The sequence below is a fragment of the Alphaproteobacteria bacterium HT1-32 genome (assembly GCA_009649675.1).
Lineage (GTDB): Bacteria > Pseudomonadota > Alphaproteobacteria > Rhodospirillales > HT1-32 > HT1-32.
Genome location: WJPL01000001.1, coordinates 123,557 through 141,366 on the forward strand (window position 1 = coordinate 123,557; position 17,810 = coordinate 141,366).

The 17,810-nt window shown below is 57.1% G+C and carries 16 protein-coding genes; 4 read left to right on the forward strand and 12 right to left on the reverse strand.

The annotated features are described in order from the left end of the window. Positions 1–11 precede the first annotated feature (11 nt). Both GH722_00605 and GH722_00610 read right to left on the reverse strand, forming a co-directional pair. Positions 12–803 carry a peptidoglycan DD-metalloendopeptidase family protein gene (locus GH722_00605; protein MRG70253.1) on the reverse strand — a complete coding sequence of 264 codons (792 nt, stop codon included), beginning with the start codon at positions 801–803 and terminating at the stop codon, positions 12–14. A 32-nt stretch (positions 804–835) separates the two neighbouring features. Beyond that, entirely contained in the window at positions 836–2,386 is a 1,551-nt protein-coding gene (locus tag GH722_00610; GenBank protein ID MRG70254.1) for an exodeoxyribonuclease VII large subunit, read from the reverse strand. A 131-nt stretch (positions 2,387–2,517) separates the two neighbouring features. Between GH722_00610 and purD the strand changes: the two genes are divergently transcribed. Beyond that, positions 2,518–3,792, forward strand: coding sequence for a phosphoribosylamine--glycine ligase (purD, locus tag GH722_00615; protein MRG70255.1), 1,275 nt, complete (start codon positions 2,518–2,520; stop codon positions 3,790–3,792). 11 nt (positions 3,793–3,803) lie between these two features. Here purD and GH722_00620 read toward each other — a convergent pair whose 3' ends face one another. Continuing rightward, entirely contained in the window at positions 3,804–4,241 is a 438-nt protein-coding gene (locus GH722_00620; protein ID MRG70256.1) for a nucleoside deaminase, read from the reverse strand. Between the two features lie 84 nt (positions 4,242–4,325). Here GH722_00620 and GH722_00625 point away from each other — a divergent pair, with 84 nt between their 5' ends. Continuing rightward, positions 4,326–5,084, forward strand: a complete 759-nt coding sequence (locus GH722_00625; GenBank protein ID MRG70257.1) for a pseudouridine synthase — start codon at positions 4,326–4,328, stop codon at positions 5,082–5,084. Beyond that, complete coding sequence (gene rsmD / locus GH722_00630) at positions 5,081–5,638, forward strand: 16S rRNA (guanine(966)-N(2))-methyltransferase RsmD (protein ID MRG70258.1); 558 nt, start codon at positions 5,081–5,083, stop codon at positions 5,636–5,638. Before GH722_00625 ends, rsmD begins: the two co-directional genes overlap by 4 nt. Here the strand turns inward: rsmD and GH722_00635 are convergent. From GH722_00635 to GH722_00675, 9 genes are all read right to left on the reverse strand, one after another. Next, complete coding sequence (locus tag GH722_00635; GenBank protein MRG70259.1) at positions 5,635–6,489, reverse strand: tetratricopeptide repeat protein; 855 nt, start codon at positions 6,487–6,489, stop codon at positions 5,635–5,637. The genes rsmD and GH722_00635 overlap by 4 nt on opposite strands. Further along, positions 6,489–8,342, reverse strand: coding sequence for a DNA mismatch repair endonuclease MutL (gene mutL / locus GH722_00640; GenBank protein MRG70260.1), 1,854 nt, complete (start codon positions 8,340–8,342; stop codon positions 6,489–6,491). The genes GH722_00635 and mutL overlap by 1 nt, the downstream gene beginning before the upstream one ends. A gap of 107 nt (positions 8,343–8,449) precedes the next feature. After that, positions 8,450–9,781: an insulinase family protein gene (locus GH722_00645; GenBank protein MRG70261.1), complete on the reverse strand. Its 1,332-nt coding sequence runs from the start codon at positions 9,779–9,781 to the stop codon at positions 8,450–8,452. Beyond that, positions 9,781–11,118 (reverse strand): insulinase family protein, encoded by a 1,338-nt coding sequence (locus tag GH722_00650; GenBank protein ID MRG70262.1) that lies wholly within the window; start codon positions 11,116–11,118, stop codon positions 9,781–9,783. Before GH722_00650 ends, GH722_00645 begins: the two co-directional genes overlap by 1 nt. A 108-nt stretch (positions 11,119–11,226) precedes the next feature. Then, the gene (locus GH722_00655) at positions 11,227–11,802 is read right to left on the reverse strand and encodes a DUF3035 domain-containing protein (GenBank protein MRG70263.1); all 576 of its coding nucleotides are present in this window, start codon (positions 11,800–11,802) and stop codon (positions 11,227–11,229) included. A gap of 31 nt (positions 11,803–11,833) precedes the next feature. Next, on the reverse strand, positions 11,834–12,301 hold the full coding sequence (gene lspA, locus GH722_00660) for a signal peptidase II (GenBank protein MRG70264.1): 468 nt from the start codon (positions 12,299–12,301) through the stop codon (positions 11,834–11,836). A gap of 3 nt (positions 12,302–12,304) precedes the next feature. After that, complete coding sequence (locus tag GH722_00665) at positions 12,305–15,118, reverse strand: isoleucine--tRNA ligase (GenBank protein ID MRG70265.1); 2,814 nt, start codon at positions 15,116–15,118, stop codon at positions 12,305–12,307. Then, positions 15,115–16,062: a bifunctional riboflavin kinase/FAD synthetase gene (locus GH722_00670; GenBank protein ID MRG70266.1), complete on the reverse strand. Its 948-nt coding sequence runs from the start codon at positions 16,060–16,062 to the stop codon at positions 15,115–15,117. Before GH722_00670 ends, GH722_00665 begins: the two co-directional genes overlap by 4 nt. A gap of 89 nt (positions 16,063–16,151) precedes the next feature. Further along, complete coding sequence (locus GH722_00675) at positions 16,152–16,598, reverse strand: (R)-hydratase (GenBank protein MRG70267.1); 447 nt, start codon at positions 16,596–16,598, stop codon at positions 16,152–16,154. 165 nt (positions 16,599–16,763) lie between these two features. On the opposite strand from GH722_00675, the gene GH722_00680 reads away from it, so the two are divergent. Further along, positions 16,764–17,807 (forward strand): peptidoglycan DD-metalloendopeptidase family protein, encoded by a 1,044-nt coding sequence (locus GH722_00680; protein ID MRG70268.1) that lies wholly within the window; start codon positions 16,764–16,766, stop codon positions 17,805–17,807. Positions 17,808–17,810: the final 3 nt, after the last annotated feature.

Genomic DNA, 17,810 nt, shown 5'->3' on the forward strand with positions numbered 1-17,810 from the left:
CACCTGGCCCGTTATTGCGTGGGTGGCTTCGGCATCTCACCTGCTACAAGTACCGGGTCAATACGGACATTGAACCAGTTGATACGCCAGTCCAGATGCGGGCCGGTGGCGCGCCCGGTTGAGCTGAGATCTGCAATCGGGTCGCCCTGTTTCAGGTGATCACCAACCTTCACTTTCAGATTTTTCATATGCAGAAAGGCCGAGGATACTCCATGTCCATGGTCAAGGATGACCGTGCCGCCAGTATAGTACATATCGGGATGTGCCAGAGTGACCACCCCTTCCGCCGGTGCCGTAATCAGGGTGCCTTCTGGTGCCGCAACATCCACGCCATAATGCGGTCGCCGGGGTTTGCCATTCAGAATACGCTGGCTGCCATAAACGCCGGAAATCGGTCCCAGTGCAGGCCAGACAAAGCCATTGGCAAACCATGTCTCCGGTCTGTTCCCGGAGCGGGCAGCCGCGACTTCTGCATTCTCTGCTTTGATGCGATCGATCACGTCCTTCGGCGGCGTCACCATTGTATCCGGCAATCCGTCGATTTTCTGGATATTATAGGCGCGCGGGGCAATATCGATCTGCCGTGTCTCGCGCATGCCATCGGGATAAACAGCCATCAGTTCCCATCGCTTTGGCGCATCCCGGTCAAAGCCGATGGTAAACACGCCGTCCGGGCTGACACTCACCGCCTTGCCACTCAGTTGCAGGTCCGTTCCCGGCAGCGTCCGCCCCATCAGCAGCGCACCCTGTATCATCGGGCCATTCAGCACCAGACGCTCCGCGGCGGAGGCCACAGCAGGCATCAGCACAAACAGTAATATCGCAAGGAATTTCCTCAACTGAACAGATCCTCCTGATCATCATTTCCAGCCGGCTTTTTAGGCCTTGCCGGTGCCTTCGCCACGGACTGGCTGGCAACAACTGTTAACGTCTCATCTCCGGCAAACTGTACGGTAAGACCCTGCCCGCTTTTGATTCCCTTCGGGGAGGTAACCGGCACGGAATTGTCTCCCCGTACAATCGCATATCCCCGGCGCAGAACACTCTCCATGGAGGCCGCATCCAGCCGCGATTCCAGCGCCTCTAACCGCTCACCGGGGCGAACCAGCAAACCATTTGCTGTTGCCGCCAGTCGTTCACCCAGTTCGCTGACCCGGTCCTGTTGCTGTCGCGTCCGCCGGGTGATGAGCTCTGGCGTATAGCGCTGAATGGCGTCTGCCTTACGACGTCTCTCTGTCCGCAAAATCACCTCTGCGGACTGTTTGAGCGCCTTGGCCAGACCAGAAAGGCCGTCCCTGCGCCGGGCAATCTGTTCATCCGGTGTTGCCACATGCACACCGGCAACCTTTGCCTTTCGATCCGCCAGATATCCCCGGATCGCCTGAGCATATCGTTCACTACGATCATCAAACCGCTGGCGTGCCACATCAAGTAGCTGATCCGCGCGTGGTAGTCCCCGTGCAAGGCCGGTAATCCTCTCCCGGCGGTCTGCGAGCCCCCGGAAGACTGACTGTTGCATACGCAAGCCGCCCTCCCCGACATGGGCCAGCAGGTCCACCCTCACCGGCACCGCCTTCTCAGCAGCCCCTGTCGGTGTCGGTGCCCGCAGGTCAGAAGCATAATCAATCAGCGTTGTGTCGGTTTCATGGCCGACAGCGGAAATAAGCGGTATCTCGCTGGCTGCGGCCGCGCGGACGACGATCTCCTCGTTGAACGCCCACAAATCCTCCAGACTGCCGCCACCACGCGCGACAATCAGCAGGTCAGGGCGGGGCACAGGCCCACCCGGTGCAATGGCGTTAAATCCTTCAATAGCGGCAGCAACCTGGGCCGCCGCTGTTTCACCCTGCACCAGCACAGGCCAGACCAGCACATGACGCGGGAAACGGTCACGCAGACGGTGCAGGATATCGCGAATAACTGCACCGGTCGGCGAAGTCACAACCCCGATCACATCCGGCAGGTAAGGAATTGGTTTCTTCCGCTCTGCGGCAAACAGACCTTCCGCTGTCAGTCGCTTGCGGCGCTCTTCCAGCATCTTCAGCAGGGCGCCTTCACCCGCAAGCTCGATGCTTTCAATGATAATCTGATATTTCGACCGGCCGGCGAAGGTGCTCAGTCGCCCCGTGCAGATAACTTCCATCCCGTCTTCAGGGTCGAGGCGCAGGTTTTGAGCGCGTCCCTTGAAGCAAACCGAATCAAGGACGGCATCAGCATCTTTCAGGCCGAAATAAAGATGCCCCGAACGGGCCCGCATAAAACCGGAAATCTCGCCCCGTACCCGGACATGGCTGAACGCACCTTCTACGGTACGCTTCAGTGCCGACGAAAGCTCACTCACCGAAAACGGTTGCTGATTATGCTGGATGTCAGTCGATTCAGACATTGGCGATCCCGGTTTTTCCATAGGGCAAGGTGTCCCGGCGCTTCCGTCAGGTCAAGGGGGCTAAGATGCTGATCGGCGCTTCCATCACGGGCGTGAAATGTTAAAAGTCCGGGAAATCGAAAGGGAATGACATGAAGGTACTGGTTGTTGGCTCTGGCGGCCGTGAACATGCGCTTTGCTGGTCCATTTCGGCATCGCCCCTCTGTGACGAATTATTCTGTGCGCCGGGCAATGCGGGTATCGCCGAAACCGCCACCTGCGTGGACATCAGTGTTGATGACATCGCCGGGCTGACAGGGTTTGCCCGGGACAATGCCATCGACTTCGTGGTTGTCGGCCCGGAAGGCCCGCTGGTCGCCGGACTGGCCGACCGGTTGCGGGAAGCCGGAATCAAGGTCTTTGGACCTTCTGCGGCAGCCGCCGAACTTGAAGGATCCAAAGGTTTTTCAAAGGATATCTGCCAGAAATATGGCATTCCGACCGCCGCCTATGGCCGGTTCACGGATGCCGATTCGGCCCGCGCCTATATCCGCCAGCAGGGCGCACCCATTGTGGTCAAGGCTGATGGCCTGGCTGCCGGCAAGGGCGTCACCGTCGCCATGACCCTCGACGAAGCCCTGAGCGCCATTGACAGCATCATGGTTGACCAGTCGTTCGGCAATGCCGGCGCAGAAGTTGTCATTGAGGAATTCATGGAGGGGGAAGAAGCCAGCTTCTTCGCTCTGGTCGATGGTGACAATGCATTGCCCCTGGTTGCCGCACAGGACCACAAGCGGGTGGGCGACGGCGACATTGGCCCGAATACGGGTGGCATGGGCGCCTACAGCCCGGCCCCTGTCGTCGATGCCGCCATGACCGACCGGATCATGAAAGAAATCGTGCTGCCGACCGTTGAAGCCATGAAAGCTGAGGGATGCCCGTACAGCGGCGTTCTGTTCGTCGGACTGATGATCAACGAAGAAGGCCCCCGGGTTATTGAATACAATGTCCGGTTCGGTGATCCGGAATGTCAGGTGCTGATGATGCGGCTGATGTCTGACATCCTTCCCGCTTTGCTGGCCACCGCCGACGGTGTTCTCGATGACTTTGCGCTGCAATGGTATGAAGACACAGCCATGGTCGTTGTGATGGCCGCTGAAGGCTATCCCGGCAGCTACAGCAAAGGAACAGCAATCAGGGGGCTGAAAGACGCGACTGAAGACGATCAGGACCGGATGATTTTCCACGCGGGGACCGCAGTAGAAAATGGGCAGGTCGTTGCGGTTGGCGGACGGGTGCTCGGCGTCGCCGGAATGGGGCCAACGATTGAGGATGCCCGTTCTAAAGCCTATGCAACAGTTGACCGGATTGACTGGCCGGAAGGGTTTTGCCGGCGCGATATCGGCTGGCGGGCGCTTAAATCCTGACGGTTCTCTCGTCAGTCGCGCCGCGACCTGAAGAAATCGCGAAGCAGCTCTGACGCTTCGGCCTCCCGGATGCCGCCATAGACTTCCGGACGGTGATGGCAGGTCGGCCGGTCAAATACCCGCGCCCCATGCTCAACGCCACCGCCTTTCGGGTCATAGGCACCGAAATACAGACGACGCAGCCGGGCATGCGCAATTGCCTGCGCGCACATGGCACAGGGTTCCAGTGTCACATAGAGATCATAGCCATCAAGACGAGGCTTTCCGAGGGCAGCACAGGCGCTTCTGATCGCCACGATTTCAGCATGCGCCGTCGGGTCACTGGTTGTTTCAACCAGATTACCCCCCGCTGCCAGTAACCTGCCCGTCTGCGGATCAACGATCACAGCCCCCACCGGCACTTCATCAGACGCCGCAGCAGACCTGGCTTTCGCCAGTGCTGCATTCATCGGGGATTCAGTGTCGGGTATGGTTTTCATCGTGAATGTCAGTCTGCGATTGTCGATGGAGGGCGCAAGTCATATTGTCCGCCGATGTCAGAGAAAAAAGGCGAACGTATCGCCAAGCGGATAGCCCGGGCGGGATTAGCCTCGCGCCGCGAAGCCGAAAAATGGATCAGTGACGGTCGGGTTGTGGTGAATGGCCACAAGATCGACAGCCCCGCGCTGAATGTAACGGAAACAGATATCGTTGTCGTTGACGGTAAACCTCTTGGCGCGCCTGAACGGGTGCGCCTGTGGCGATATCACAAACCAGCCGGGCTGGTGACCACCAACAAGGATCCGGAAGGCCGCTCAACGATCTTTGAGAAGCTGCCGCGTGAATTGCCGCGTGTCATCACTGTCGGACGGCTCGACATCAATTCGGAAGGTTTGCTGTTGCTGACCAATGACGGCGATCTGGCCCGGCGGCTGGAACTGCCGTCAAACAACTGGCTGCGTCGCTACCGGGTCCGTGCTAATGGCCGCACAACACCGGAAATGCTGGCCGGACTGGTAAATGGCGTAACCGTCGAGGGTGTCCGCTATGGTCCGGTGATTGCCTCACTGGACATGGAGAAAGGTGCCAACACCTGGCTTACCGTTGCCATTCGTGAGGGCAAGAACCGTGAAGTCAGGAAACTGATGGACCATATCGGTATGACCGTGAACCGGCTGATCCGGATTTCCTATGGTCCGTTCCAGCTTGGTACGCTTGTCCGCAGCGGCGTCGAGGAAGTACCGCCCCGTGTCATGCGTGACCAGCTTGGTGCTGATACAGCACCACCTCCCAAACGGCATGGTCATAAGTGAGAATAGTCGGCGGAAAATATCGGGGGAAAGTTCTGGAAGCCCCAGCAAGTGATGCAACCCGACCAACGTCGGACCGGGCACGCGAAGGGCTTTTCAATATTCTGGAGCACGGCATTCCGGGTTTCAGATTGCCGGAAGCTCATGTCGCTGATGTCTTTGCCGGCTCCGGCGCATTGGGCATTGAGGCACTGTCCCGTGGTGCCGCCAGTCTGGTCCTGATCGAGAACGACCCGACGGCGAAACGCTGTATCCGGACCAATCTGAACAGCCTGAAAACCGAGGATCAGGACAACTGCCGGATTCTGTCAGCCAACGCCTTGTCCCTGCCACTGGCGCAGCGGAAGATGGACCTAGTGATGATGGACCCGCCCTATCACAGCGAACTGGCCACACCGGCCCTTCAGGCTCTCGCGAAGGCCGGATGGCTGCACCCCGAAACCCTGATCGTCATCGAGACCGCCAAAGGCGACCCGGACCCGGAGATTGACGGATTCGCGATAATCAAGGACCGCTCCTACGGGATCGCACGCTTTCTGTTCCTGCAACAGGCTTAGGCCGCTTTACCTTCACGCAGGCGTTTGGCCCGGCTGAAACATTCTGCCGATTCTTCCTTCTTTCCGATCGCCTCAAGCAGGCGACCGATATTTTCATAGGCTTCCGGAAAGTTCGGCCTCAATTCCAGAGCTTTCGTATAACGCGCCAGTGCCTTGTCGAACCGCTTGGTCTTCAGAAACACATTCCCGAGATTGAAGTGGGCTTCCGGTGACGAGGGCAGCAGCTCGATAGCTTTCAGCAAGGGTGCTTCGGCTTCGTCTGCCCGTCCGTCGACCAGCAACGCATTACCCAGATTGATCAGTGGATAAGGATTGTCCGGCGCCAGTTCCGCTGCTTTCGCATAATGTTTTGCAGCTTCATCAAGCCGTCCCTGACGGGCCAGAAGATTCGCCAGATCATTATGCCCCCGTGGCCAGTTGCCTTTCAGACGAACCGCCGTCGTCAGGTTTATCCGGGCGCGATCCATGTCACCTAAACTGGCCAGTATCATACCGGCCCCGTGATGGGCCTCCGCCAGTTCCGGACGCACCCGTATCGCCCTGCGATAACACCAGAGCGATTTCTGTAAGTCCTGCCGGGCTTTCCAGGCAGCAGCCAGATTCATGTAATAATCAGCCGCTGAAGGCTCCAGAACGACAGCCCGCTCTATCGCCTTGATGGCCGTATCAATATTACCCTGTCGCAGCTGCATGACACCGTAGAGATGCAATGCCGGATGATGGTCCGGCGCATGCTCAAGAATTTCCTTCAGTTCGGCATGTACCGCCGCAAACTTGCCCGCGTGAAAGTCTGCCAGAACTTCCGCAAATTTCCTGCGCGGGCGATCACCCTGTCGTCGTTCCTCGGCCATTACCTTCGTCCGAACAGTCGTTCGATATCGTTCAGCTTGAGTTCGACATAGGTCGGACGGCCATGATTGCACTGCCCGGAATGGGGTGTTGCCTCCATCTGGCGCAACAGGGCATCCATCTCTGAGGGATTGAGCCTGCGCCCGGCACGTACGGAACCATGACAGGCCATCGTTCCACAGACATCCGCCAGCTTGTCCTGCAGGGACAGTGTCTGGCCATACTCCTCAAGATCATCAGCAAGATCACGCACCAGCCCGGCAACATCGGTATTACCCAGCAGTGACGGCGTCTCCCGTACCACAATTGCCCCCGGACCAAAGGCTTCAATAATCAGCCCGAGTTCGGCCAGTTCGGCAGTACGTTCAAGCAGGCGGTCAGCGGCAGCCTCATCCAGCTCCACCACTTCCGGTATCAGCAGCGCCTGCCGTTTGATACCTTCTTCCGCCAGCGCCAGCTTCATCCGTTCATAAACCAGACGTTCATGGGCGGCATGCTGGTCGACGATGACAATGCCATCAACGGTCTGTGAGATGATGTAGGTTTCATGCAACTGCCCGCGTGCGGCGCCCAGCGGATAGGACACGCGTGCTGCTGCGTCCTCTCCGTTCACCACCGGTGCCGGCTCGTAAGCACGGGCTGCCGGTGCAAATCCGGACTGAGGCTCTGCCATTCCCCCGCCAGCCGGGGCCTGCATGGCAAAAGCCCGGTCAACAACGGCCCGACCCGGCCAGCTGGCGCCATGCCCATAACCACCACCGCCCCCCTGGAACGGTAGCTGATGTCCGCCTTCCGGCACCGCCTTGCCCAGCGCAGCCAGACCCGTTGTCGTCGATGACCGGTGTCCGGCCTCAGCCAGCGCATGCTTCAGCCCGCTGACAATCAGTCCACGAACCAGACCGGGATCACGGAACCTGACCTCAGCTTTTGTCGGATGAACATTCACATCGACCTGCTCATGCGGCAGGTCGACAAACAGCGCGACCTGCGGATGCCGGTCATGCGCCAGAAAATCCCGGTATGCCCCGCGCACCGCCCCGTGTAACAGCCGGTCATTGACCGGTCGCCCGTTGACGAACAGAAACTGCTGCCGTGCATTCCCCCGGTTGAGGGTTGGCAGTCCCGCATAACCGGACAGGCGAATGCCTTCCCGTTCCGCCTGTATTGGCAGGGCATTATCCGCAAATTCACGCCCCATGACCGCGGCCAGCCGGTCGAGACGGGTATCTTCACCGGCGCCGGTCAGCAGGTTTTCGATACGGGGTAATTTCAGGACCTGACGTTGTCCATCAGACAATGTGAAACCGACTTCCGGATGCGCCATCGCAAGGCGTTGCAGGGCATCGACCGCATAATTCTGTTCAGTCCGCGCCTGTTTGAGGAACTTCAGGCGGGCCGGTGTCCGAAAAAACAGATCACGGACTTCAATCCGTGTCCCCGCTGCAATACTGGCCGGCGCTGGCGGCGTGATCTCGCCCGCCGCAATCGCCAGCATCCAGGCTTCATTACTGCCACTTGCGCGACTGGTTATGGTCATCCGGCTGACAGAGGCAATTGAAGGCAGAGCTTCCCCCCGAAAACCAAGCGTCGATATATGCCAAAGATCCTCTTCCGGCATTTTCGAGGTTGCGTGCCGTTCGATCGCCAGCAGAAGCTCGTCATGCGACATACCACAGCCATCGTCGGTAACGCTGATCATGCCGCGGCCACCATCGGTCATGACCACATCAATCTGATGCGCACCGGCATCGACGGCGTTCTCAACCAGTTCCTTTACAGCCGAAGCCGGCCGTTCAATCACTTCACCTGCGGCAATACGATTGACGAGGTCAGGCGGAAGAAGACGAATGGTCATGCCGTCAGATATCCAGTCTAGTATGGCGCAGAACGAGTCGACTATAACACCGTCGATCCGCAACAGGCATCACCCTCGCACCATTTATGGAAAAAATCCGCGATGGATTACTGACCATGAACCGGCGGGTCGGGCTCACCGACAATAACGAAAGTCAGGCGCTCCGGGTTCAGTAATTTTTGAATCGCTGTTCTGATTTCACCCGGCTTCAGAGACGTCAGGTAATCATTGCGCCGGTCGAGATAATCAATTCCCAGATCAAGGGACTGAACCGTCACCAGCATACCTGCAATTGATGCGCTGCGATCAAAATTCAGCGGCCAGGAACCGGTCAGATACTGGATAGCTGCGGTAATTTCATCATCCGTCGGCCCCTCTTCCTGCATCTTCTGCCAGACATCACGTATCACATCGACGGTCTCTGCAACGCGGCTGTTCTGAGTACCGGCGCTGCCCGCCAGAATATTCACAACTTCACCTGTGCTCAGGTAACTGGAAGCCGAATAGGCCAGCCCGCGTTTCTCCCGAACTTCCGTATAAAGACGTGAGGAGAACCCGCCGCCACCAAGAATGTGGTTGGCTACATAGGTCGCGTAATAATCCGGGTCATCACGAGCTATGCCCGGCTGGGCAAACAGAACCCGGCTTTGCGGGATATCCAGTTTTTCAACCAGAACACCCCCGTCAAAGGCGGGATCAAGTTCCGGAATATCCCATGAAGCCGCCGCATCCGGCAATCCGCCAAATACCCTGTCCAGAATACCGGCCAGTTTTTCCGGCGATATATCGCCGACGACCCCGACAATCAGATTATCTTTGGCAAAGCGGCGCTTGGTAAAGCTGACGAGATCATCACGCGTAATCGCTTTTACCGTATCTTCAAGCCCTTGTGACGGCTTTGAGAACGGGTGGGAACCATAGATATGTTTTGCAAAAACCCTCCCGGCAATCGCATCGGGATTCTTCTCCTGCGCTTTCAGGCCACTGATGATCTGGGTGCGAATACGTTCAACCGGCTTCTCATCAAACCGTGGACTGGCAAGGGCCACCGTCAACAGGCGAAAGGCTTCGTCCTGATGCCGGGACAGAGTTTGCAGACGCCCGGAAAAGCTGCTGCGTGACGCGCTGAACCCGATGGAGACCGACAGGTCTTCGAGTTTTCCCTGAAAGGTCTGACTGTCCATATCGGCAGCCCCCTCATCCAACAGGGCAGAGACCATATTCGCCAGTCCCTCCTTGCCATCCGGATCAAGCGCCGTCCCGCCTTTGAATTCAAAACTCATGGAAATCAGAGGAACCGAGACATCGCGCACCAGCCATGCCCGGATACCACCGGGACTGACCACCGACTGAACCTCGACCGCATAAGCCAGCGACGACGTGACACAAACCGCTACAACGATCAGCGCAGATCGGAAATATAACATGATACTGCGCATCAGCTTGCTTCCTTGCCCGGTTTCAGGACTGACCGCAGGAAGCCCGGGCTCGACAGTACGAAGCGGGCGGCTTCATTGACCTGTTCCACCGTCACAGCCTCAACCTTCTCCGGCCAGGTCTCAACCATATCGACACTGCCCCCGACGCTCAGCAACTGGCCAAAAATCTGGGCAGGTCCGGTTACCGAATCACGGGCAAACACCGCACCATCTGTCAGGCGCTGCTTAGCACGAGCCAGTTCATCGCCGGTCACGCCATCCCGTAACAGCAGGTCAATCTGCGCCTTCAGTGCGTCTTCGGCTGGTCCGGCATCAATGCCTTCTTTCGGCGAGATGTATAAAGAAAAGCTACCCAGATCCATCCCGTCGCCGTCATACCAGGCGCCTGCGCTGGTCGCGATTCCCTGATCGACAACCAGTGCCTTATGCAACCGGCTTGTCGCACCACCACTCAAAATCTCCGCCAGCAACTCAAGCGGCTGGGCATGTCGGGTCTCGCCGGCAAATGATCCGGGGGCCAGATAGCGACGACTGATCGAAGTACGGGTGACACGGGGGTCAGCCAGCGAAACCGTCATTTCGGCAATATGAGCAGGTTCCGCCGGACGTTTACGCACCATCGGGGCCTGCCCCGGTATGACGCCGTAGTATTTCCGGGCAAGTTTCAGCACTTCTTCGCTATCGACATCACCGGCAACGACCAGAATGGCATTCTGCGGGCCATACCATTTGCGATAGAACGCAATCGCGTCTTCCGTTGTCAGGGCGGCTATTTCATGTTCCCAGCCAATGATCGGCACACCATAGGGATGATTGAGCCAAAAGGCGGCATCCGCCTGTTCCCGCAGTTTTGCACCCGGTGAATTATCAACACGGGAGCGCCGCTCTTCCAGAACGACCTGCCGTTCCGGCGCGACCAGTTCATCGGTCAGCACCAGCCCCGTCATCCGGTCGGCCTCATACTCCATCATCAGGCCCAGCCGGTCGGGTGAAATTGTCTGATAATAACCGGTATAGTCCTGACTGGTGAAGGCGTTCTCCCTGCCGCCATTCTGGGCGACAACCCGGGAAAATTCACCGGGGCCAACTTTGCTGGTTCCCTTGAACATCAGATGCTCAAGAAAATGCGCCAGACCGGATTTCCCCGGCGGGTCATCCGTCGCACCAACCTTATACCAGACCATATGTGTGACGATCGGTGCCCGGTGATTTTCAATCACGACAACCTGCAACCCATTCTCCAGTGTTGCTGTTTTCGGATTGAAAATCCCGCCGGAGGCAGAGCTCGCGGAGAGGACAAACCAGAAGAATGTCAGGCAGGCAACAGGCAGGCGCATTGTTTCGTTCCCGGGAAGTCGGTTTCGATCACGCCGCAGGAGCGCGGGCAGTCTCCCTGATATGGGATGCTACCGCGTCCGGGCAAGCCAACGCCGCACAGAACGTGATTAATTGAAAATTCCTTCAAGCAGCGCCTTCTTGCGCCGTTGAATTGTCGGCGTTTCGCCATCAACCGATGTTTTACCGAGCGCATCATTTTCTCGCAGACGTTCGGCCTCTGCCTTGGCATCAACCAGCGTGTTGTTTGATTCCGGATCACGCCAGAACATCAGCTTATCGGAAAATTTGTCGTCAGTGACGATCAGCGCCGCAGATTCGCGGTTGATCGTTGCCCGGATTGTTGGATCTGTCTCCAGCGCATTGGCTTCCGAAAGAAGCGCCGCCTCGCCCTGACTGAGCCCACGCTTTGCAGCTTCCTGATCAAGGGCAATACGCTCCGGCTCACGCCGGAAGACCACCCGTTCGGCTTCTTCCCGTGCCGTCGTCTGGTTTGGCCGCGGCGCACCGGGTTCGGGCGGACGCAGGCTGTAATCAGGCGGCAGGCTAAGCGGGGCACGTGTCGGCACGGCAAATTCGTCCGGCGCACGTTTGTTCAGACCAAACGTCGATTTCAGGTCACTGCTACAGGCAGAAACAAAACCGGCGCCGATGAAAACAGATATCAGAGCTAACCATCGTCTCATAGGTGTTCCGTCATCTTAAGGTCCGAGGAATTCAAGACCCTAATTTAGGCGATTCCCGCTTCTGGAACAAGGAGTCGAACAACATTAACAAAGCGCCGATCGTAATCGCACTGTCAGCAACGTTGAAAGCAGGCCAGTGATAGCTAAATGCGTGGAAATCAAGAAAGTCGTAAACCGCACCAAACCGGATGCGATCTATCACATTTCCGACTGCGCCCCCAATCAGCAGTGCCAGGGCAACAGCCAGCAGACCGGTTGCTCCCCGCAGAAGCCAGACAAACAGGCCAATGGCGATCAGGATCGCCAGGCCGGTCAGTACCCACGGACCAAGTGCGGCCCCCATGCCGAAGCTGACCCCCGGGTTCCAGACTTCGACAATATTGAAAAAGGGCGTGACCTCGATGAACCGGCGTCCCGCACCAAGCAATGTCGGAATATACATTTTCGACAGCTGATCAGCGATCAGGACAACACCGATGATGACCAGCGCCCTTTTCATTGGTCAGGCTCCGGCTTCAAGAGCGGTAACAGCCTCGTCACAACGCCCGCAGACCGCTTCATGCGTATGGGTGCCAACATCCGGCAGAACCCGGTAACAGCGGGCACATTTCTCCCCTTCTGACAATCCGGCCACAACGCCAACATCAGGCTGCTCGGTCAGGCAATAAGCCCCTTCCGGCACGGCATCCGTAGAGAAAGTCACGCCGGACGTGATGAAAATTTCCGGGGCATCCAGTCCGTCGAAAAGGCTGGCAACATCCCCCGGCACATACACAACCGGGCTGGCCTGAAGACTGGAACCGATACGCTTTTCTGCCCGCTCCAGTTCCAGCGCGCCGGTGACAACCCGGCGAACGGCTCGAATTTTCCGCCACTTCTCAGCCAAAGCCTCATCACGCCAGCTATCCGGAATTTCCGGGAACTGACGCATGTGAATGCTGCCCTTCTCGTTCGGATAACGGGTCATCCAGGCTTCTTCCGCCGTAAAGCACATGAACGGCGCCAGCCAGGCCGTCAGGCATTCAAACAGTTCGTGCAGCACGGTCACTACCGCACGACGCTTGAGGCCATCTCTGGCATCGCAGTAAAGAACGTCCTTGCGGATATCGAAATAGAAAGCCGACAGATCAATCGAACAGAAATTGTGCAGTTCGACGAACAGATTATGAAATTCGTACTCATTGCACGATTTCCGGACGAGGCTGTCGATCTCCCCGATACGGTTCAGCGCCCAGCGTTCGAGCTCCGGCATATCCTCGACCGCAACCCTCTGGCTCTCATCAAAGCCATCGAGGTTGCCCAGCAGGAAACGCAGCGTATTGCGTAACCGCCGATAGATATCGACCTGTGCCTTGATGATTTCCGGACCGATACGCAAATCTTCGGAATAGTCGGAACCGACGACCCAAAGGCGCAGAATATCCGCACCATACTGGTCGACCACTTCCTGCGGCGAGACAACGTTCCCCAGTGATTTCGACATCTTCTGGCCATCGGCAGCCATCACAAAACCATGGGTCAGCACGGCTTCGTAAGGTGCCCGCCCCCGGGTGCCACAGGATTCCAGAAGCGAGGAATGGAACCAGCCGCGATGCTGGTCCGATCCTTCCAGATACAGGGAAGCCGGCGATTGCAGGTCCGGACGCTGTTCCAGAACGAAGCTGTGCGTCGAGCCGGAATCAAACCAGACATCAAGAATGTCGGTGACTTTTTCATAGTCATCAATGCTGTAATCATTCCCGAGGAACCGGGCATCTTCGCTGTCGAACCATGCATCTGCGCCTTCGGCTGCAACAGCCTCCGCAATCCGGTCCTGTACGGCCTGGTCCCGCAATGGCTCACCTGTTTCCTTGCTGACATAAACGGTGATCGGCACACCCCAGGCGCGCTGTCGCGACACACACCAGTCCGGCCGTTGCTCGATCATGCTGCGAAGCCGTTTCTGGCCGGCCTGTGGCACAAACCGTGTTTGGTCGATTGCCGAAAGAGCCGTATCACGAAGACCATTGGTCTCCATCGAAATAAACCACTGCGACGCATTCCGGAAGATCAGCGGTGCCTTGGAGCGCCAGCTATGAGGATAACGGTGAACCAGCTTACCCTTCGCCAGCAAACCACCAGCTTCCTGCAACACAGCCGCAACCTCGTCATTGACCTTGTAGACATGCTTTCCCGCAAACAACGGGATGTGATCATAGAAGGTACCGTCTTCGGCGACCGTCTGCGGCGGCTCGATGCCATTGCGGCGGCCCAGCTCCCAGTCATCTGCGCCATGTCCCGGGGCGATATGGACAATCCCTGTCCCCTCCTCATCCGTCGCGAAGTCTGCCGCCAGAGCTGGCACGTCGAAATCAAACCCCTGCCCGCGCAGCGGATGACGGCAGATGGTTCCAGCAAGCGCATCCCCCGTGAATTCCGCAACCACCGTGTGCGCAGTCACCTTGCCGGCAGCACAGACATTCGAAATCAGGTTCTTCGCGCAGATCAGCTTCTCACCAACCAGCGCCAGACCACCTTCATCAACAGCATCAATTCTGATGACCACATAATCCAGCTCCGCGCCATAGGCGACGGCCCGGTTGCCCGGCATGGTCCAGGGTGTTGTCGTCCAGATCAGGACTGAAGCCCCTTCAATCTCGGGGATGGATGCCGTCTCAACCGGGAAGCGGACATGGATCGTCGTCGAGGTATGATCATGATATTCCACCTCGGCCTCGGCCAGCGCCGTCTTCTCAACCGGTGACCACATCACCGCCTTCGACCCCTTGTACAGGCTGCCGTTCATCAGGAACTTGCTGAGTTCCCGGACAATCTGCGCTTCCGCCGGAAAAGCCATGGTCGTGTAGGGATCCGCCCAGTTGCCGAGCACGCCCAGACGGATGAATTCCTCGCGCTGGATACCAATCCAGTGATCGGCAAACTGCCGGCATTCCTGCCGGAATTCACTGATCGGAACCTCGTCCTTATCCTTACCGGCGCTACGGTATTTTTCCTCGATTTTCCATTCAATCGGCAGACCGTGGCAATCCCATCCCGGAACGTAATTGGCATCCTTACCCTGCATCTGCTGGGAACGGTTGATGACATCCTTAAGGATCTTGTTGAGCGCATGACCAATATGCAGATGCCCGTTCGCATAGGGAGGACCATCATGCAAAATGAATTTCTCACGGCCGACCGACTGTTTCCGCAACTTGTCAAACAGCGACATGTCGTTCCAGCGCTGCAACAGCCGGGGCTCAAGTTGCGGCAACTGTCCCTTCATCGGGAAATCAGTTTTCGGGAGCGAAACCGTGGATTTGTAATCAGCCGTCATAATCTTGCACTCGCCTCTTCTTGCAGAGCATGGCGCGCCGTTTCGGCGTCACGCACAATCTGGATTTTGAGTTCTTCGAAATTCGCAAACTTCTGTTCCGGACGGATAAAGCGTTGCAGGTGGATATTCAAATTCTTGCCGTAGATATCACCGGCAAAATCAAACAAATGCACTTCGAGACGCTCATCCAGCCCATTCACGGTCGGGCGTTTACCTATATTCGCAACACCGGAGATCATTTTCCCGTCAGGCATTTCCGCCCGGACAGCATATACACCCAGCTTTGGCCGGATATATTCACCGAGTGGAATATTCGCGGTCGGAAAGCCAATCGTTCGCCCCCGCTGATCACCCTGAACAACCGTTCCTTCAATCTGGAAAGGCCGACCCAGAATTGAGGCAGCTGTCTCAACGTCACCTTCCGACAGGGCTTCCCGAACCCGGGTTGACGAATAAGCTACACCCTGCGGATCAAGGACCGGCTCGATACAGGACGTCATGAAACCAAACCTGTCTGCATTCGATTGCAGATAGGCGACATCACCTTCCCTGCCCTTGCCAAACCGGAAATCTGCCCCGACCACAAGATGTCGCAACTGCAGACCCCGGATCAGGACGTTCCGGACAAAGTCTTCCGCCGAGTGTTTTGAGAATTCTGAATCGAATTTTTGCGCAACACACCCGGCAACCCCGATTTTAGCCAGAAACCGGGCTTTTGCCGCCTTCGGGGTCAGCCTGAACGGTGGCAGTTGCGGGGCGAAAACGGACCTTGGATGTGGCTCGAACGTCAGAACCACAACCTTTGTTGTCATCTCATCTGCCATTTGGCGGGCAGCCTGAATGACGCCCGCATGACCAAGATGCACGCCATCAAAATTCCCCAACACCACTACTGCCCCGGCTAAAGGACGGGGAAGGCTGTCGTATGTATCGACAAGCTGCATAATTGATTCTGGCCGTTTATCGCTAGATGGACGCGCCGTTATACGGAGTGAACCGGCAGGCTTCCAGTTGTTTGACCGTTCATCCCGCGCTATTGCGCAGAACGTCGCTTTGGCGCCATCACCGTGGCCTCACCTTCAAGGACCACCTTGTCGCCGACCGTGCAGACTGTCGACATCTCGACAAACCGCTTTTCCGGGACCAGTGCCGTGATCTTTACCGTCGCCATGACCGTATCCCCGATCATGACCGGCGCCTTGAAACGGAGATTCTGAGAGACATAAATACAGCCAGGCCCTGGCAGTTTCGTACCGATAACCGTCGATATGAAACTGGCTGTCAGCACACCATGTGCAATTCGGCTCTTGAAAACTGTTTCAGCCGCATATTCAGCATTCAGGTGGACGGGGTTGGTATCCCCGGAAACACCTGCAAAGGCCATGATATCAGCCTCCGTGACAGTTTTCCCAAAGACAGCCGACATCCCGACCGACAATTCATCATAATAGTAACCACTGAGTTGCTCAGTCAGACTCATGACCCGGTTCCTTCGATTTCCCGAAACAAACTATAGTGAGGCTCATCTATAACCACAAACTTCAGGCTTCTTGTATGTCACCGTAACCCTTCAGCACTGCAAGGCTGACGAAACCTTCAATCCGTGAGATACTGTTTCAGAATAACAACAGAGAAGACAGTCAGGTTGTTTGTTGTAAGACACAGGCGAAGCGAAGGACGACTTTCCGTCATTGGTCTTATTGGCCTCACCATGATGTTTTCCGGCACAAATGCCGTCGCTGAAACCCCGCCTGCACCGGAATTGATGTTTCCACTGCACTGTGCCGAACCGGCAAACTGTATTCCCCTGGTCTATGCGGACCACAAACCCGGCCCCGGCGTTCAGGATTACAATTGCGGTCTGAATGCCCGGGAGCAGTCCGGGGTAACCCATATCGCCCTGCGATCCCTGGCTGAAGTCGATCAGAGTATCCCGGTACTGGCCGCCGCCCCCGGCAAGGTCAGAGGAACCCGTGACGGCATACGTGATGAAGGACCGGAATTACGCGATGCCAGCGGCAAACCACCACCTTTTTGCGGAAATGCAGTGGAGATCACTCATAAAGGAGGATGGGTCAGCCGGTACTGCCATATGAGAGAAGGCAGTGTTCTGGTAAAAGCCGGCGATGATATTCAAGCCGGAGATGTCATCGGATATGCGGGATGGAGTGGCAAAGCTCCCCTCCCTGGGCTTGGTTTCCGGTTAAAGCATGAAAACACCATACTCGATCCCTTTACCGGAACACCATCAACCGAGAGTTGTGCGACAAAGGGTAAACCGCTCTGGTCGAAAGTCCCTGCCAAAGTAAAAAACTACGAGGATATCATTATCGTCGATGCCGGATTCTCGGCAACACCACAACCCTTGTTACCCGATATCATCCGTGGCTATCACCGGCAGACCTCCCTGCCTGTGACGGCACCATCGCTGGTTTTCTGGGTTCTGGTCGGAAATGTGGTACCCGGCGAACTGAGAACACTGCAGATTGTCGGGCCAAACGACAGAATTATTGCTGAGCAGAAGCATCAGGAACGCGATGCGGCACCTGTGATGTTGTTGCATACAGGTGCCGCCAGACCGGAGAAAGGCTGGATACCGGGAGTCTACTCTGCCTCCGTCGTGATCTCCCGGGAGATCAATGGCCAGGTGATTGACATCAACAAGTTCTTCGAAATTCAGGTCGAGTAATCA

Coding starts and splice junctions, on each gene's coding strand:
- GH722_00670 (MRG70266.1), bottom strand. CDS start 16,062: ATGCAGCTTGTCGATACATACGACAGCCTTCCCCGTCCTTTAGCCGGG.
- GH722_00620 (MRG70256.1), bottom strand. CDS start 4,241: ATGAATGCAGCACTGGCGAAAGCCAGGTCTGCTGCGGCGTCTGATGAA.
- purD (MRG70255.1), top strand. CDS start 2,518: ATGAAGGTACTGGTTGTTGGCTCTGGCGGCCGTGAACATGCGCTTTGC.
- GH722_00610 (MRG70254.1), bottom strand. CDS start 2,386: ATGTCTGAATCGACTGACATCCAGCATAATCAGCAACCGTTTTCGGTG.
- lspA (MRG70264.1), bottom strand. CDS start 12,301: ATGAAAAGGGCGCTGGTCATCATCGGTGTTGTCCTGATCGCTGATCAG.
- GH722_00645 (MRG70261.1), bottom strand. CDS start 9,781: ATGCGCAGTATCATGTTATATTTCCGATCTGCGCTGATCGTTGTAGCG.
- GH722_00605 (MRG70253.1), bottom strand. CDS start 803: ATGCCTGCTGTGGCCTCCGCCGCGGAGCGTCTGGTGCTGAATGGCCCG.
- GH722_00665 (MRG70265.1), bottom strand. CDS start 15,118: ATGACGGCTGATTACAAATCCACGGTTTCGCTCCCGAAAACTGATTTC.
- GH722_00675 (MRG70267.1), bottom strand. CDS start 16,598: ATGAGTCTGACTGAGCAACTCAGTGGTTACTATTATGATGAATTGTCG.
- mutL (MRG70260.1), bottom strand. CDS start 8,342: ATGACCATTCGTCTTCTTCCGCCTGACCTCGTCAATCGTATTGCCGCA.
- GH722_00635 (MRG70259.1), bottom strand. CDS start 6,489: ATGGCCGAGGAACGACGACAGGGTGATCGCCCGCGCAGGAAATTTGCG.
- GH722_00650 (MRG70262.1), bottom strand. CDS start 11,118: ATGCGCCTGCCTGTTGCCTGCCTGACATTCTTCTGGTTTGTCCTCTCC.
- GH722_00625 (MRG70257.1), top strand. CDS start 4,326: ATGTCAGAGAAAAAAGGCGAACGTATCGCCAAGCGGATAGCCCGGGCG.
- GH722_00655 (MRG70263.1), bottom strand. CDS start 11,802: ATGAGACGATGGTTAGCTCTGATATCTGTTTTCATCGGCGCCGGTTTT.